General features: G+C 38.7%; 15 protein-coding genes. 5 read left to right on the top strand and 10 right to left on the bottom strand.

Going from position 1 to position 16,312, the window contains the following annotated elements:
* Positions 1-15 precede the first annotated feature (15 nt).
* Positions 16-3,819, bottom strand: a complete 3,804-nt coding sequence (gene putA / locus WNY79_RS09360) for a bifunctional proline dehydrogenase/L-glutamate gamma-semialdehyde dehydrogenase PutA (protein WP_024598592.1) — start codon at positions 3,817-3,819, stop codon at positions 16-18.
* 169 nt (positions 3,820-3,988) lie between these two features.
* Between putA and WNY79_RS09355 the strand changes: the two genes are divergently transcribed.
* Positions 3,989-4,471, top strand: a complete 483-nt coding sequence (locus WNY79_RS09355; RefSeq protein WP_024598591.1) for a winged helix-turn-helix transcriptional regulator — start codon at positions 3,989-3,991, stop codon at positions 4,469-4,471.
* Positions 4,472-4,549: 78 nt separating this feature from the next.
* Here WNY79_RS09355 and WNY79_RS09350 read toward each other — a convergent pair whose 3' ends face one another.
* The 7 genes from WNY79_RS09350 to WNY79_RS09320 form a co-directional block, all read right to left on the bottom strand.
* A complete protein-coding gene (locus WNY79_RS09350; protein ID WP_024598590.1) occupies positions 4,550-5,539 on the bottom strand; it encodes a sensor domain-containing diguanylate cyclase in 990 nt (329 codons plus the stop codon).
* A 169-nt stretch (positions 5,540-5,708) separates the two neighbouring features.
* Positions 5,709-6,104, bottom strand: a complete 396-nt coding sequence (locus tag WNY79_RS09345) for a DP-EP family protein (RefSeq protein WP_024598589.1) — start codon at positions 6,102-6,104, stop codon at positions 5,709-5,711.
* Between the two features lie 19 nt (positions 6,105-6,123).
* A complete protein-coding gene (locus WNY79_RS09340) occupies positions 6,124-9,372 on the bottom strand; it encodes a winged helix-turn-helix domain-containing protein (RefSeq protein WP_342875721.1) in 3,249 nt (1,082 codons plus the stop codon).
* 162 nt (positions 9,373-9,534) lie between these two features.
* Entirely contained in the window at positions 9,535-10,371 is an 837-nt protein-coding gene (locus tag WNY79_RS09335) for a mechanosensitive ion channel family protein (protein WP_024598766.1), read from the bottom strand.
* Between the two features lie 38 nt (positions 10,372-10,409).
* On the bottom strand, positions 10,410-11,153 hold the full coding sequence (locus WNY79_RS09330; RefSeq protein ID WP_342875720.1) for an LrgB family protein: 744 nt from the start codon (positions 11,151-11,153) through the stop codon (positions 10,410-10,412).
* Positions 11,146-11,499 carry a CidA/LrgA family protein gene (locus WNY79_RS09325; RefSeq protein WP_182723985.1) on the bottom strand — a complete coding sequence of 118 codons (354 nt, stop codon included), beginning with the start codon at positions 11,497-11,499 and terminating at the stop codon, positions 11,146-11,148. Before WNY79_RS09325 ends, WNY79_RS09330 begins: the two co-directional genes overlap by 8 nt.
* A 71-nt stretch (positions 11,500-11,570) precedes the next feature.
* Entirely contained in the window at positions 11,571-12,362 is a 792-nt protein-coding gene (locus tag WNY79_RS09320) for a crotonase/enoyl-CoA hydratase family protein (protein WP_342875719.1), read from the bottom strand.
* Positions 12,363-12,729: 367 nt separating this feature from the next.
* Here WNY79_RS09320 and WNY79_RS09315 point away from each other — a divergent pair, with 367 nt between their 5' ends.
* From WNY79_RS09315 to WNY79_RS09305, 3 genes are read left to right on the top strand one after another with little or no spacing between them, the layout of a single operon-like run.
* Positions 12,730-13,050, top strand: a complete 321-nt coding sequence (locus WNY79_RS09315; protein WP_007581697.1) for an HI1450 family dsDNA-mimic protein — start codon at positions 12,730-12,732, stop codon at positions 13,048-13,050.
* A gap of 42 nt (positions 13,051-13,092) precedes the next feature.
* Positions 13,093-13,905, top strand: coding sequence for a DUF481 domain-containing protein (locus WNY79_RS09310; RefSeq protein WP_342875718.1), 813 nt, complete (start codon positions 13,093-13,095; stop codon positions 13,903-13,905).
* Positions 13,906-13,930: 25 nt separating this feature from the next.
* On the top strand, positions 13,931-14,413 hold the full coding sequence (locus WNY79_RS09305) for a hypothetical protein (RefSeq protein ID WP_076923567.1): 483 nt from the start codon (positions 13,931-13,933) through the stop codon (positions 14,411-14,413).
* 43 nt (positions 14,414-14,456) lie between these two features.
* On the opposite strand, the gene WNY79_RS09300 is transcribed toward WNY79_RS09305, so the two are convergent.
* Both WNY79_RS09300 and WNY79_RS09295 read right to left on the bottom strand, forming a co-directional pair.
* A complete protein-coding gene (locus WNY79_RS09300; RefSeq protein WP_007581704.1) occupies positions 14,457-14,942 on the bottom strand; it encodes a peptidylprolyl isomerase in 486 nt (161 codons plus the stop codon).
* Positions 14,943-14,954: 12 nt separating this feature from the next.
* Complete coding sequence (locus WNY79_RS09295; protein WP_024598760.1) at positions 14,955-15,866, bottom strand: folate-binding protein YgfZ; 912 nt, start codon at positions 15,864-15,866, stop codon at positions 14,955-14,957.
* Positions 15,867-16,030: 164 nt separating this feature from the next.
* Between WNY79_RS09295 and WNY79_RS09290 the strand changes: the two genes are divergently transcribed.
* Positions 16,031-16,282 (top strand): succinate dehydrogenase assembly factor 2, encoded by a 252-nt coding sequence (locus WNY79_RS09290; protein WP_024598759.1) that lies wholly within the window; start codon positions 16,031-16,033, stop codon positions 16,280-16,282.
* The last annotated feature ends 30 nt before the right edge of the window (positions 16,283-16,312 follow it).

Here is a 16,312-nt window from a genome sequence, read left to right as displayed (position 1 = left end):
AAAACATTAGCTTAATTATTCATCATCTTCAACAAGCGTCATTAGTGATGTGTTACCACCTGATGCTGTTGTATCAATACTGATTGTTTTTTCAGTAATAAGACGTTTGATTAATGTATCGTAATACTCAGAGCTAATTACTGGTAAAATAGCACCTTTACGCTGTGCAAGCTGTTGGCTAAAGTAGCCCAAGCGAGACGAGCGAGCAGCAACTACTGCACCGGCCAAATGAGGGTGGGCCAAAATAGCTTGTAACTGGTTAGGTTTAGCTACTTGGAAAACACCTTCTGCAACACCTGTAGAGATAAATTTATCTTTAAAGGCAACGGCTTCATCATAAAACAGCTCAGACGCTACAGTAATTACCGTATTACCAGCGGCAATAGCAGTAATGATAGACAATGCCCAGAAGTTAAATGATGTGCTCTTATCGGCATAACATACTACACAACCACGTGCTTCTAGATGAAGTGTATTAGACTCACCCGTTGGCCCAGGCAGGGTAGTAAACTTACGCATGTGCTTTTCAAGGCGGTTAAGCTGTGCACGTGCTTCTGATAGTGTTAATGCTAAATCGTCTGCTAAATCGTCGATAATTTCTACCGTCGCAATTTTAGCAAGCAACTGACGTACAGCCGAAACACGGTCGTTTAGTGGTGTTGCGCGCCAGATTTTTTCATCGCGCATTGAGTTCGTCATTAGCTTTTGAACTTGTTCATTCGCACCGCTGTAGTGGTGTAAATCAAGCTCATCTGGCGTCAGGTTAGTCATTTGTACGTTATCTGGTGATGCTTTTTCTTTTACTAAACGTTGTAGGTAGTTAGGGCCACCGGCTTTAGGGCCAGTACCTGATAAACCACGGCCACCAAACGGTTGCACACCAACAATTGCACCAATCATGTTGCGGTTAATGTAAACATTACCTGCACGTGACATCTTAGCAAGGTACTCACAACGCTCTTCAATACGTGAATGAACACCCATTGTCAGACCATAGCCCGTGTTATTTATTTGATCCATCACATCATCAAGTTCATTCGACTTAAAGCGAACAATATGTACACATGGGCCAAACACTTCACGTTTAAGTACTGATAAGTCTTCGATTTCGTACAAGCGAGGGGCAAAAAAGTATGCGCCATTTTGAGTGTTATCAGGGATTTTACACTCGTAATGAAGTATAGAATTACCTTTTAAGTACTCAACGTGTTCATTTAAGTTTTTAAGTGCTTTTTCATCAATTACAGGACCAACATCAGTTGATAGCAACGCTGGGTCGCCAATGTGTAACTCAGCTAGAGCACCTTTGAGCATTTCAATAATGCCATCAGCTACGTCATCTTGAATGAATAAAACACGAAGGGCAGAACAACGTTGGCCAGCACTTTGAAAACCAGAACTGATCACATCGTCAACTACTTGCTCAGGCAGGGCCGTTGAGTCAACAATCATACAGTTTTGGCCACCTGTTTCTGCAATTAACGGTACTTGAATATCGTTACGTGCAGCAAGTGTTTGAGAAATTAATGTGCCTGTTTCAGTAGAACCTGTGAACATAACCGCTTGAATGCGCTCATCAGGAACGATTGTTTTACCTACTTCAGAACCACGAGCAATAACCGGTTGAACAACATGCTCAGGTAAACCAACAGACAGCATTAGTTCAATAGCACGAAGGGCGATTAAACTTGTTTGCTCAGCAGGCTTAGCAATTACAGTGTTACCTGTAACAATCGCAGCAGCAACTTGACCTAAGAATATTGCAAGCGGGAAGTTCCACGGGCTAATACATAAAATAACGCCACGGGCTTCAAAACGCTCATCTTTAGATAACTCTTCAGCGCGCGCTGCGTAGTAACGACAAAAATCAACCGCTTCACGTACTTCATCAATACCATCTTGCGCTACTTTACCCGCTTCTTTAATACAGATAGCGACTAGTTCATCATGATGACGCTCTAAAATATCAGCAACGCGGCGCAGTAAATTAGCACGGTCTTTTACAGGTGTTTGTGACCATGATTCAAGTGCAGCTTCAGCATTCGCCAGTAATACTTTCATCTCTTCGCCAGTTTGCAATTTAACGTGGCCGATGATTTCTTTGTGATTTGCTGGGTTTTTAACAGCCAATGAGCCTTCTGGTACTTGGCTTTGCTCAATTAAGTGCTCGTTAAACCATGTTTCAAGATTCTCTTTGAAAGGGGTAATAACGTTAATATCGGTTAAATCCATGCCTTTAGAATTAGCACGTTCTTCACCGTATAAATCAATCGGCATTCTGATTTGCGTATTGTACTTATTACGCAAGCCTTGCAGTGTTTCTACAGGGTCTGGTAGTAATGATTCAACAGGTTTTGTTGTATCCACAATGGCGTTTACAAATGATGAGTTAGCACCATTTTCTAACAAACGACGAACAAGGTAAGCAAGTAGGTCTTCGTGTTGACCAACGGGTGCATATACACGACATTGAATTTTTTCTTCGTTAACGATTTGGTCGAATAATGATTCACCCATACCGTGCAAACGTTGAAATTCAAAACCAGTGTTGTCGCCTTTCGCTACTTCTAAAATAGTCGCAGCAGTGTAAGCGTTATGTGTAGCAAATTGCGGATAAAGCACGTCGCGCGCTTCAAGCATTTTAATTGCACATGCTTTGTAAGAAACATCGGTTGTTGCTTTACGAGTAAATACAGGGAAATGCTCTAAACCATCTTGTTGTGTGGTTTTGATTTCTGTATCCCAGTATGCGCCTTTAACTAAACGTACCATCATCTTACGACCAACACGGGTTGCAAGGTCTGTTAGCCATTCAATTACAAAAATAGCGCGTTTTTGATACGCTTGAACAGCTAAGCCAAATCCTTGCCAATCACCAAGATCTTCATCACTAAATACTGCTTCAATTACATCTAGAGAAATATCTAAACGGTCAGCTTCTTCAGCATCAACGGTAAAGCCGATATCGTATTTCTTAGCGGCAAGCGCAAGCTCTTTTAACTTTGGTACAATTTCTTCCATCACACGGTCTTTATGAGTGAACTCATAACGTGGATGAATAGCAGAAAGTTTAACTGAAATGCCAGGGCTCTTAATTGGACCACGACCATTGGCCGCTTTACCAATAGAGTGTATAGCGTTCATGTAGCTGTCAAAGTAACGCTTCGCATCTTTCATTGTGCGAGCGCCTTCACCTAGCATATCGTAAGAATATACATAACCTTTTTGCTCTGTATCGGCAGCACGTTCAATTGCTTCGTCAATGGTACGACCCATAACGAATTGCTTACCCATAATTTTCATAGCAAAATTTACAGACTTACGAATAACTGGCTCACCTAAACGACCAATGGTCTTTTTAAGCATACCGAACTGTTGTTCTTTCGTTTTGTCAGTGTAGTTAACCATTTTACCGGTAACTAATAATCCCCAAGAAGACGCGTTTACAAATAAAGAATCGCTACTTCCTAAATGAGAGCTCCAATCACCTTTCGCTAACTTGTCGCGAATCAGTACATCTTGAGTTGCTTTGTCTGGTACACGAAGCAGTGCTTCGGCCAAACACATTAATACAACGCCTTCTTCACTTGAAAGTGAAAATTCATTTAAAAGCGCATCAACACCGCCTTGCCCATCTTGCTCTTTACGAATGTTTAAAACAATCTGGCGGGCTCTTTCCCAGGCACGACTTCGTGCTTTTACGCCTACTTCTGCAAGCGGTAAAATATGATCAATAACCGCATTTTCATCTATGCGGTAGAAGTCACGGATTCTTTGTCTAATAGGACAAATCGTTGTTAAATCGCCGTTGAATAACATAAGCAACCCTCAGGAGTGTTAAGAATTAAAGTAAAATTAATTACCAATAAATTACCAGTGATATTGTGAGTGCATTCTAATTAAATTTCAGCAGAATATGCTGGTTAAATTTCGCGTTTTACGATAATTTACAGGGCATAAATTTAACTTATCCGCATAAAATTCTGTTATGACAATTCCAAATAGATTACGCATGCTAGATCGTATTGATTTAGCCATACTAGACGTTCTACAAAAGAACGGCAGAATTTCAAATGTTAACCTCGCAAAACAGGTTAATTTGAGTGCAAGCCCGTGTCTTGATCGTGTAAAACGATTAGAGCAAGAAGGCTATATCGAAGGCTATTACGCTAAGCTTAGCGAAGCTAAACTTAATCAGAGCTTAGTAGCGCACGTTCAAGTGTCGCTTGTTGCTTCAAATACAGCAGTATTTAAGGTATTTAGAGAGCATATACTAAGAATACAACAAGTCGTTGAATGTGACATGGTGGCAGGCGGTTATGATTACTTATTAAAAATCCGCGTTTCTAATATGGAAGAATATAGACAAGTTCTTGGCGACTTAGTCGATATTCCAGGCGTGGGCACTCATCATACATATATGGTGATCGAAAAGATTAAAAAAGACGAAGGGCTGCTAATCGACGTTTAAACTTTTCTCAAGTAATAAAAAACCGCCAAGTGCGGTTTTTATTTCAGTATATAAAGGCTATACCAAATAGTGAGTACATCACCTTATACATAATTTATTTCGACCTTCCGACTTCGCTCTATATAAAGCCGTATCAGCCGCGCATATTAATGCCTCAGATGTTCTGTATTGATTATCGTATTCGCAGGCTAAACCCTGGCTTACACTTATCTTTACATTCGCTGGCAAACCAATATCTCTAAAACTAATGTTGAGTATTTTTTCTTGAATACGTTTTGCGATCATTTCTGCATTTGAGACATGTGAGCGAGGTAATACAACAGCAAACTCCTCACCACCATAGCGTGCTACTAAACTATCTTTTGAGGGGAGGCAGTCTTCAATTGTTTGCGCTACTTTTTGCAAACATTTATCACCCTTTACATGACCAAAATTATCGTTAAACAGTTTAAAAAAATCAATATCGATCAAGATAAAACTCAAAGGCTGTTTGTCTACTATGCATTCTTGCCAATTTTTAATAATCGCCTTTTCTAAAGTGCAGCGATTAGCGATACCTGTAAGGTGATCTATTTTGGCTATGTTTTCGAGTACTTTATACTTTTTAACATGCCTAGAAATATCATGCATAATACAAATAAATAGGGGGATATTGTTTGTGGTTGATGCGGGTATACAAGAAATTGAGAGCTCTATATCTAAACAGTTACCATTGTTTTTTATTATTTTAACTTCTTTGGGGCCATGATTGAGTGGTGTTTGATAGTTGTTTTTCCAACTTTCAAACATGTAAGCATAGTCATCGCGATACTGTTCTTGTAAACAATCTTGCCATTTTTTACCTATTAATGAATCAGACGTAACATTAAAAAAACGAGCCGCAACGGGATTTACTGATTCAAATACCCCATCTGCATTAACAATAAAAATAGCATCGGCCATGACATTAGTGACATTAATAATTGCGCTTATTTTTTCATTGTTAACGGTATTAGAAATGCTACTGATTAATGCAGATACAGCATTTTCGGTGTTATTTGCTCTGCTATTTTCATTATTGTTAGACATGGTGTTGCTCATTTTTATTGTTAATGAAACTTTATGTCTAGTAGTTTATTTAATTTATATTTTTTAAACCTTTCGGTAATCTTCCTTTTTAAGTCTTTGATTTTTTTATTTTTATTTTGCACAGGCTTTGATTTTCCTGTGCAAATTGTTTTGGTGTTATCCTCCAGCTTTAGTTAGGTTTTTTATCGTTCTCAACTTGTGGATCTGGGCTTTTGTACGCTTTACCATCTCGCTCTACTACAAAACGCATACAGGTGAGGCCAATATTTTGGTTTGAATCAAATACACAAATAGCTTTACCTCCTTTTATTAATGCACCTGCAAAATCTTCTTTAGCGCAAGGCTCCACAGATCCTTCTACTTTCGAGAACTCAACGCCAACGAATGTGATACCTTCATTGGTAGGGTGATCTTTAATAATATAAAGGCCAATTGAGTTAGCATCTACGACGCTGCCACCACCGCTAACCACTTTGTCATTCTGGTAGTAAGTTATTATAGCTTCATCAGTATCGTTGATAATAATATCCACATGAAATATAAATGGAGATAAGGTTGGAAGCATGCTTTTTCCTTTTAAGTTGTTATAGTTCAAAGTTATTGATGCCTAATTTAGTTAGGCTGTTTTTTAAGTTTGTAATCTTGGCATCTTTGTTTAAGCAAGTATGCGCTTGGATTAGTGGGAAAGTGTAATGTAAGCTTTTAGTTTTTTTACTTCCCAAAATGTTGAGTGCGTTTTGGCAGTATATTTTTTTTTCTTCTTCATTTGGGGTTAGTTTAGCATTAGCTAAATTTACTATTGCAGAAATTGACCCTAAACCATCTTCATTAAGACTATTTACCTGCTCCCTATAATCGTCGCTTTGCTCAAGTGATTTTAAAAGTGCTTCAGCTTTTGAGTAGAAACCCCGTTGTGAAAAATATTGAATTAGGCTTATTTGGGTGTTAATTATTTCTGTATTGTTAAATTTCTCTTGAGCTAAAAAATTCAGGATTTCATTCACCTCATTTTCAGTTTGAATATTTTTAGATAACACTAACTGCAAAGCTAAAAAACGAAAATAGGAACGTTGAAATTGTTTATTTGCAGGGTCTTGCAAGCGAGCAATATTAATCGCAGTTGTCGCCTGTTCGGCTTTTTCATACGCAAGACTTTTATCACTTAAATAACTTAACAAGTAACTCTGTTGTATGTAATTTGACGCAAGCCCCTTGTATAAACTAGCGTCATTAGGGTACTTGTTTAGCATGATTCTTAATTCGTTAGTAGCATTATTAAACATATCCAGTGCGCGATTAAAGTGCCCTAATCTCTCTTCAGTGCTGGCGAGCCAACTGATTGTATCCGCTTTATCACGCAGTAAGTTTTTATTATTGGGTTTAAGCTCAAGGGCTTCATTTTTTAAAGCAAGCGACTCTGTAAAGCGTTGCTTCGCGCCAGTGTAGTTAAATTGCTTTAAATACAAAGACCCCAGCGAATTATGTGAATATGACAATTCCATAATGGAGTTAAAATCATTCGGTGCTAACGAATACATGGTTTCGCTGTATGTATGGTACTTTTTAAATAATGGCTCTGTGGCAGCGTAATCACTTTTATCATAATGGAGCTGGCCGAGCCAAAAGGCATTTGCACCCGCAAGCGTGAGTAGCTCTAAATTGTTTGACTTGATTTTTAATAATGCCTCAAGGCGGGTGCTGGCGTTTTCAAAGGCGGTAAAGGCTTCATCGGTTTTACCCCGTGAATAGGCCACTTCACCCATTGCTTCAAGAGTTTGTGCGTATTGAAAACGGTTGTTAAATTGTGCTTTATTATCGCTAAAGCCGAAGAGTGAACCTGATTCGTCTGTTTGATTTGTAAAATATTCAAGTGCTTTATTACTAATACCATCAAGTAAGTCCATACGCTTTACGCTACGCAGTTTGTCGGCAAAGTCACCCACCATAAACCCTAGTAAGCTTTCGGCCTCAAGCTGTTTTTTTTGCGCATGTTGCTGGGCCTTAAAACTAGTAAAGCTCATTAATAACGCGGTGAATGTAAGTAAGCACAATAAAGCAACGGTCACTCGTTTTACTCTTATTTTTGCTTTTGTTTTTTTAACAGAGCTTTTGATAAGAGCGTGCTCGTTATCATCTAATCTAAACAGTTTGTCGTTAAGTAATAGCTGCGCTTCTTGTAGCGGTTTACCTGGCGCTAGGAGGTAGGCACTACTTTTACCTTCATCTATCCAATTTTGCGCTTGGTGTTGTAAGCGGCTTTTTATTGCTAAGGCATCTTTATGGTCATTAATCCATTGTTTTGCGCGCGGCCATTGACGTAATAATGCCTCGTGAGCAAGGCTAAAACAGGCTTCTTCGTTTTGAAGGTGCGATACAAATAAACGGCTATCGACCATGGCTTGCACAAGCTCTTTTTGGCTTATGTTCGTTAATGTTTGCCAGCGGGCAGCGCGGCTCGTAATGGTTTTACCATCATGGTTAAGCGTTATTAACTGTGATAACACGCTTTTTAGTTGCTGTTGTTGCTCGTTGCTGAGGTCAATAAATATATCTTCTGCTTTTTTGCCTATGGCGCCCTCAATACCACCGAGTTTTGTGTAAACACTGTGCAGTAGCTCGTTATTATCACTGCGCTGTAAATACAGCTCTTGCAATGTGTATTGCAGCATGGGCAGTGCATCGGGGTTATTGGCTGTATCGGCACAAAGTATTTCATCCAGTGGTGTTTGGGTTTGTGGGTCATTCGAGAACGTTAAATTAGCGGTTAACGCTGGTAGGCGAATAATTTGTTGAAGCTCTTGGCGGTTTGGCGGTGTTAAATCGTAGTGCGCGCCATGGGCTTTGCCTGCCATTAGGCTGGGTTGTTCAACTACTAAAGGATAAAAGTCGTTACGACACGCACTAAATACAATCACTGTTTTAGAGGTTGCTAAGCGCTCAATAACCGATAAAAAATGGCTGCGTGTTTCGCTACTAAATATAGGCGAAGAAAGCAGTACTTCTAAGCGATCAATAAATAAAAATAACTGTGGTGTTTTAAGATGTGTAGAGGCTTTGCTAAGTGCAACTTGTATGGCGTTAATTACGCCATCGATTGCCAATTCTAGCTGTTCTGCAAGTGTTTGAGCGCTTAATCCTTCAAACACAGGCTGGGCGTTTATATCCCAATCAAGCAGTACGGAAGCTAAATCTAGAAAAAGTCTATTTTTATGAACATCTGCAAAGTCGAGTTGACTATAAGAAATAACCCCAATGCCATTATAGCCTCGCTCATCAAGTAACTTAGGCAATATACCCGCATTAACAAGTGATGATTTACCCGTGCCACTAGGACCGAGTATTAAGCAAAATGCACGACCAAATTTAACTTGGCTCGATATTCTATTGAGTAACGTTTCTATAGATTGATTGCGGCCAAAGAATAGGTGTGTATCGCTTGGGTTGTAGGCGCTTAATCCTAAAAAAGGAGAGCCACCTTGCCATGTGTTTTCAGTTGTTTTTATGTCTTCAGCTAGAGGAAACTCAAGTTTTGCAATAACGCGGTAACCACGCTTTCGAATAGTTTCTATGTAGGTGGGCTCATTTGCTTTATCACCAAGGGCTTTTCGTAACTGCGTAATTATTTTATGCAGCGGGTTATCGCCTATCTCAACATTTTTCCAGCATTGATCTAATAGCTCGTCACTCGTAACAATTTCGCCTTTTTGTAAGCACAGATGGACTAATACATCCATGGCTTTTGGTTCTAACTGTTTAGTTTTTTCTGCACGCTGAAGAGTATTTGACTGGGGATTGACTTGCCAATCACCTAAATAAAAAGGGCTGCGATTCATAATGGCTCATTATTGTTATTATGTAATTAAAGCGAGTGATTTGCCGACTTTTTTAACCAAGTCTTTATATTACAGATAAAATAACAAACAGATAAAGCGTTTTTACGCAGTAAAAGTGGTTTATTGATGTGGGTAATTCAATATTGAGTTACCCACTGAGTTTTATGACTCTATATCGCTTTTATTTATGGTAACTACGCGTTGAGGGAATGGGATTTCAATATCCGCATTATTAATTGCTTTATAAACACCACCGTTAATAGCCAGCTTAGTTTCGATAATTTTAGTTGTAGGTACCCAATACCTATAACTAATAGTTACGCCGCTATCAGCAAAGCGTTCAATACCCACTTGTGATAATGGATTTTGCGCGACTAATTCATGGGCTTTAAGTACGTCTTCAATAAGGCTAATCGCGTTATCAGAGCAAGCACTATAAGCTATGTCTATTTCACCTTTGACCAATGAGTAACTAAATGAGTTATGAAGTATTTCACCTACTATGTGCTTATTTGGAATGGTGATTTCTACTTTTTCTTCATTAATTAAAATGGTGTAGCCAAGTTCAATCGTTTTAACTTGGCCGCTTACATTTTTAACTTCGATAGTATCACCAACAACAAAAGGTCGAGTGGCTATAATGGCAAGGCCTGCACCATAGTTAGAAAGCATGCCTTGCAGTGCTAAACCTGCACCTAAAGATGCTGCACCAATGGCCGCTACAAATGGCGTAACGCTAATACCTATTTTGCCAAGTGCAATAATTATAACCATTACAATTAGCAGTACTTTTACCACGCTACTGACAAAGTTAGTGAGCGTAATATCAACGTTATGGCGGGTCATTAACGCGGCTACAAATTTGGCAAGCTTTTGTGCTATCCACAAACCAATGAGGACGATAAAAATAGCGCCAACAATTTGCATACTGTAGGTAACCATATACTCAGTAAGCATGGTGTAATATTTTTCAAACTGTTCGATTTCAGAACTGATCATAAAGCGCTCTATGTTAGGGCTATGTTGTATTTTTCCAACTATAGCAAAATGTTGACTAAAAATGGATATAACAGCGGCACTATAATTGCTGTTAATAAAGCACTTAGCGCCATTGCAACTGAGGAGTAAGCGCCTACTTTTGGATGCTCAGCAATAGCAGCAGCAGTCCCAATTGCATGGCAAGCTGTGCCTATTGCAACACCTTGAGATTCGTGATTAAAAAGATTAATGAGTTTAAAAAGCATAAAGCCAAATAAAGCGCCTAGTAAACCAATAAAAATAACTAAAGCCGCAGCAAGAGAGCTAATACCGCCTAATGAGTCGGTAACAATTAAAGATATTGGGGTTGTAACACTGAGAGCGGCAACAGATGCACTTAGCTGCGCAGGCGCACTAAATAGTATGCTTAGTAAAAATGCTACCACGGTTGCATTAACAATCCCTAAACTACATGTTGCGACTATGAGTAATAGGTTTTTTCGTACGTGTGTAAACTGTTGATATAGCGGAAGTGCTAAAGCCACAATCGCGGGCTCTAATAACCAGCTTAGTAATTTGCTGTGCGAGGCAAATTGCGTATACGGCAAATTTAGGTTAATTAGTAATAAAGCGATAATACTAATACTTAAAAATACGGGGTTAGTGAGCGATTTAAATACGCTGTTTTTTATACTTTGGTTTACGGCCCTTAGTGCTAAAAATAATACAATAATAAAAGGAATACTTAGCCACCATAAATTAGGCTGTAGCTCTGATATTGTAGAAAAAGTAAAATTAGTCATTATTTTCTTTTCCCTTAAAGTACGCAATTACACTGCTAACAAGCAACAAGGTAGTTATAGGGACTAGCACCACAACTGAGGCTAAAAATGCCCAGTGTGATTTTATAAGGCCGAGGTGTTCAATAAATCCCACGCCCGCAGGAATGAAAAATATAGGCATAATATTTAAAATAGGGGAGGCGCATGGTTTTACGTGTTGCTCTTTTACAATACCAGATAAGAGTAAAACTAATAGAATAACCATCGCAAGTAATGGTGCAGGAAAGCTTCCACCAATAAAATGCATAATGAGTTTAGCTGAGGCCAAACATAGTAAAATAATAGCGCTACTGAGCAGATATTTCATCAAAGTGGCTCACAGAAAAGATAAGAGCTTAACTTTAACAAATCAAACTCTTTTATGCATTGTGCAATAGTCTACCAGTGCTTTGTGTTTGCATAGGTTATATCCGCTTTTCCTTTTGCTTTAGCAATTGCTTTTTTAGTGTTTGGGTTTAGCAATAAGCGAATTTGGCTGAAGGTTTCTTTAGCGAGTATTTTTCGTTGGTTTGGTTTGTAGCTAAGTTGTGTAACACGTTTAATAGCAGCAAGCGTATCTGGTGAACGCTCAAGTAATATATCGAGCATGTTTTGCGTTGCTTGCTGAGTATCATCGGTAAGTTTAGTAACCAAACCTAGCTCATTTGCTTGTTGTGCAGTGATTGGGTTTGCGTGGCTTGCAAGCCAAAGTGCTTGGTCGCGCTTAACTAAACCGCTCATCATTACATTTGCGCCCATATCGGGGCACAATCCCCAACGCGCTTCCATAATGGCAAGTTTGGCATCAATATGAACAACTCTGTAATCTGCCCCCAACGCTATTTGCAAACCCCCCCCTAAACAGTTGCCATCAATTTGTGCAATAACGGGCACACTCAGTGACTGCCAGCCTAATACTACTTTTTGCGCTAAATTTTGATTGCCTGGTAACCATTTAAGCAATAATTTCACTATGTTCATTGGCGTAGCCATTACTGCAGATATATCAAGGCCTGCACAAAAATGCTCGCCATCGCCTTTTATTATCACAGCACGAATACTGCGATCTCTTTTTATATTTTTAATGACTTTGTTTAGCTCTACAAACATTTCAAAGCTTAATGCATTTTGTTTTTTTGCTCTGCTAAGCGTGACGGTTGCAATGCCATTTTGTTTTTCTAGTTTTATCATTACACACTCCTCTGACCTGTTGCTTGAGCTTATGTTGTTATAGGAATTAAGTAAAGTGACGGTATTTTTTAAATAAATGGAATTTATTGCTAAAGCTGTAGTCTTAATAAATTGGTTTTAGATGAGAAAAAGCTAAACAATTCGAACCTAAGATAATAAAAATATTTTACGTTGTTATTTTAACTTAAATAATAAAAGTAATCTTTATATTCAATAGGTTAGATGGATTGTTGTTTGTTGTTTTAGTTGTATGCTGAATAAAGCATGACTCGGTTACAAAAAAGTCAGTGTTTTAGGCTTTTTTTTATCAAAATGGTGATGAGATTTGATAATATAGTCCAACTTAAAAGCTTAAGGTTAAGCACATATGTCGGGTCCACGTTTATATACGGTAGAAGAAGCTACTCACCAAGCTTATGATATTTTTTTAGAGTTAGCGCCAAATAACTTGAGTGAAAAAGATGTTGAAGACTTTAATGAGTTTAGAGAAGACCTAGGCTTTATTGAAGAAGACGAGCCAGATGACCAGTGGCAAGACTTTGTAGCCCTTGAAATAGAGCCAGAGCACTTTATTCAGGTGTTGGTTGGTTTAGAATTTGAAAATGATGATGTTTTGTTTGCTAAAATTTTGATTAGTCGTGATAAAGATGCTCCGTTTTGTCATATTTTATGGAAAGAAACTGAATAAGCAATACTGCTTATTTTTATAATTGTGTGCAGAGAGAGTGTTGTGCGTAAGTATTTATTTTTAATTTTTTTAATAATTAGCTGCCCAAGTTGGGCCGTTGATCCATTTGAAGATTTTCATGAATATGGCAAGCTCTCTGATGAAGAAATTCATGAGTTACACAAAGGTGAAATGTTTTACGGCGATACCGAATTTGGCTTTATTCTAAGCAAAGGTAACACCAATTCGACCAGTTTTAAGCTCAAAGGTAATTTATATCAAGACTTTGAAAAGTGGCGTAACCAATTCAAAATAGACTCTCTTTATAAGCGCGATGAGAACGACGAAAGCGGTGGCACTGATGTTACAGCTAACCGTGTTTTTGTATCTGCGCAAGGTAACTATAAAGTAGGTGTTAAAAACTCCTCATTTTTTATTTACGGTGATTACGAAGAAGATGAGTTTAGTGGACTTGATTTTAAAAGTACGGTGGCGACAGGCTATGGTGCGCGTGTATATCAAGGCTCTAAAAACAAAGTAGATATTGATATAGGACCTGGTTTATACCGTTCAGTAGCCGATGAAGATTCGGATGTGAGCGAAGATGAAATTAATAAAACCGGTTATTTAGTACGTGTTGCAATGCAGTGGGAACGTTTGGTTTCTAAGCGTACTCGTTTTAATCAAGATGTGAGTATAGAGCAGTCGCTTTCAGGTCTTAATTCTCGCTTAAAATCGGAAACCGCACTGATAAGCCAAGTGATTGGCGCGGTATCACTCAAATTTACCTATATGTATCGTTATAATTCAAAACCCGAAGATGATAAACTCAAGTTTGACTCAGAGCTGAGTGCTACATTGGTGTACAGCTTTTAAGTATTTATTTAATTTAGAGAATATTATGTATCAGCATAAACAGTATGCGGTGTTTATCTTTTTTGTATTAGCGTGGATAGGCGGTTTTGTAGCGCTTGCATGGAACTTGTTAGGCGCTGATGGACCTTTAATGATATTTACTGGGATTTTAGTGCTGGTGGGCTTTTTGTTCCATGGTCTAACAGTAAAAGTAGATGATAAAAAAATTAGCTGGGCGTTTGGCCCAGGCGTTGCAGGGCAAAGCATTGAGCTTGGCGAAGTAGTAGAAGCTAAGGCAGTTCAAAACTCTTACAGACACGGTATTGGTATGCGAATTACTCACGATGGTTGGGTGTATACAGTATCTGGCTTTAGTGCAATACAGCTAACGCTTAAAGATGGCACTTTGTATCGAGTTGGCACAAACGATCAAAAAGGTTTACTAGCCGCTTTAAAAGAAAAGAATGTATCAATCGCGCTGCCTAGTAAGGCAAAAACTGAAACAGTTAAGCGCAACAATATGATATAAAAAAAGCGCCTTAGGCGCTTTTTTTAATTGGTATAACAGTGTATTAGTGGTCGTGACCACACCCACCTTCACCATGTACATGACCATGAGTAAGTTCTTCTTCGGTTGCATCACGTACTTCTAGTATTTCCACATCAAAGTTAAGTGTTATGCCTGCAAGTGGGTTATTACCATCTACAATAACTTCTTCATCTTGGATATCGATGATCATTACTGATTGGTCACCATCGTCTGTTGATGCACGAAATTGCATGCCGACTTCAATTTCCATACCTTCAAACATCGACTTAGGTACAGCTTGCATTAGGTTATCGTGGCGTTCGCCATAACCTTCATCAGGTTCAACTTTTACGCTAAGTGTGTCGCCTGGTTGTTTGCCTTGCAAAGCATTTTCTAGGCCTGAAATTAAGTAGCCTGTGCCAATGATAAAGTGTAGTGGCTCACCACCGAACGAATTATCAATGCTATTGCCATCATTATCCATTACCGAATAATGCATTTTTACCACTTTGTTTGCCGCAACGATCATAGTCATTCCTATTTATTCATCTTCAAGAGAGTAGGGTAGAGGCAGAATGCTTAGCTCCACCTGAGGTGTGTGTTTTGCACGAAGTACCTGAGTTACATCAGTATCGTTTGGCAACACAACAAGGCCGGTTAATTTTTTTGTTTGTTCATTAAAGCTTTGTGCAATAAGTTTACCCGCACGGCGCCAGTTTTCGCCTAATTGGGTTTCCAAATCAGGCTCTGAAAGTATCCCTTCGCTTTGACCTGAGACTATATACATTGCACGCTTATTTTTACCTAGGTACTTCATGCGAGCCACAGTTTCTTGACCGGTATAACACCCTTTTTTAAAGCTTATACCGCCAATAGCATGTAGGTTTACCATTTGAGGAACATACTCGCCAATTGCATCTGCACTTAACTGAGGTTCACCTGCAAGCATAGATGCTTGTTGCCAAGGAGCTTCGTTATCAAGTGTAGATACGTCATCAGGCATACTAAACTGACTATCAACCATTAATAAAACACGGTTATCAGCTAATTTTAGTGCTTTCCCGTTTTCAAAGTCACACGCGCTCGCATCACCTTCAAAGTTAATATCAAGTTGTGCGAGTACATCCGATAAATCATCACCAATGAGACCAATTAATCGCTTTGTGCATGCACTAATGTCAACTTTTGCAAATACGGCATACTTTTTTAGCTCAGCTAACGATTTTTCTACTTCGTTTTCGCTGCCTGTAAGGTAGTAGCTGTCTTGATAAGAAAATAATTTAAATACGCCCCAAAGTTTACCTTTAGCGCTGCAATGGCCAGCCCACAAATAATTACTGCTGGTTAATTTATTTAGATCTTGAGTGATTTGCCCGTGTAAATAAGATAATTTATCAGCGCCTGAGAGGCTAATAAGTTGATGAGATAACGGACATGCATAAACGCTCGACATAAAAACCTTCTTTGCAATAGAAATGAAGTGACATAATAACGCAGTTGTTACGTATGGTACAGACAAGCGCTTATTGGTGCGGGTTTATTGTTTAATAAGAGATTAATAGCTGCTAAATAGGCTTGTGTTTGTTAAACTTAAGTCAATTAAGTATGAGGTTTAAAATGGTTGAAATTCATAGTAAAGCACGTATTCGTTGGGCCTGTCGTCGTGGCATGTTAGAGCTAGATGTTTTGTTTATGCCGTTTGTAGAAGAAGCATACGACTCTTTAAACGCAGAGCAGCAAGCTATCTTTCAGCGTTTGCTCACAGAAGAAGATCCTGATTTATTTGCATGGTTTATGGGCCATCAAGAATGTAAAGATGAGCAACTAAATAGCATGGTTCAGCTTATCTTAGACCGAGTTCGTGTATAGGTTTACGGTTACAAATAATAAAGCTGACCA

Source organism: Pseudoalteromonas sp. AS84, assembly GCF_038900255.1.
In the GTDB taxonomy this organism is placed as follows: Bacteria; Pseudomonadota; Gammaproteobacteria; order Enterobacterales; family Alteromonadaceae; genus Pseudoalteromonas.
Note: the sequence above shows the minus strand (reverse complement) of the source record. Positions and strands in the feature narration are given on the sequence as shown.

Coding starts and splice junctions, on each gene's coding strand:
- putA (WP_024598592.1), bottom strand. CDS start 3,819: ATGTTATTCAACGGCGATTTAACAACGATTTGTCCTATTAGACAAAGA.
- WNY79_RS09355 (WP_024598591.1), top strand. CDS start 3,989: ATGACAATTCCAAATAGATTACGCATGCTAGATCGTATTGATTTAGCC.
- WNY79_RS09350 (WP_024598590.1), bottom strand. CDS start 5,539: ATGTCTAACAATAATGAAAATAGCAGAGCAAATAACACCGAAAATGCT.
- WNY79_RS09345 (WP_024598589.1), bottom strand. CDS start 6,104: ATGCTTCCAACCTTATCTCCATTTATATTTCATGTGGATATTATTATC.
- WNY79_RS09340 (WP_342875721.1), bottom strand. CDS start 9,372: ATGAATCGCAGCCCTTTTTATTTAGGTGATTGGCAAGTCAATCCCCAG.
- WNY79_RS09335 (WP_024598766.1), bottom strand. CDS start 10,371: ATGATCAGTTCTGAAATCGAACAGTTTGAAAAATATTACACCATGCTT.
- WNY79_RS09330 (WP_342875720.1), bottom strand. CDS start 11,153: ATGACTAATTTTACTTTTTCTACAATATCAGAGCTACAGCCTAATTTA.
- WNY79_RS09325 (WP_182723985.1), bottom strand. CDS start 11,499: ATGAAATATCTGCTCAGTAGCGCTATTATTTTACTATGTTTGGCCTCA.
- WNY79_RS09320 (WP_342875719.1), bottom strand. CDS start 12,362: ATGATAAAACTAGAAAAACAAAATGGCATTGCAACCGTCACGCTTAGC.
- WNY79_RS09315 (WP_007581697.1), top strand. CDS start 12,730: ATGTCGGGTCCACGTTTATATACGGTAGAAGAAGCTACTCACCAAGCT.
- WNY79_RS09305 (WP_076923567.1), top strand. CDS start 13,931: ATGTATCAGCATAAACAGTATGCGGTGTTTATCTTTTTTGTATTAGCG.
- WNY79_RS09300 (WP_007581704.1), bottom strand. CDS start 14,942: ATGATCGTTGCGGCAAACAAAGTGGTAAAAATGCATTATTCGGTAATG.
- WNY79_RS09295 (WP_024598760.1), bottom strand. CDS start 15,866: ATGTCGAGCGTTTATGCATGTCCGTTATCTCATCAACTTATTAGCCTC.
- WNY79_RS09290 (WP_024598759.1), top strand. CDS start 16,031: ATGGTTGAAATTCATAGTAAAGCACGTATTCGTTGGGCCTGTCGTCGT.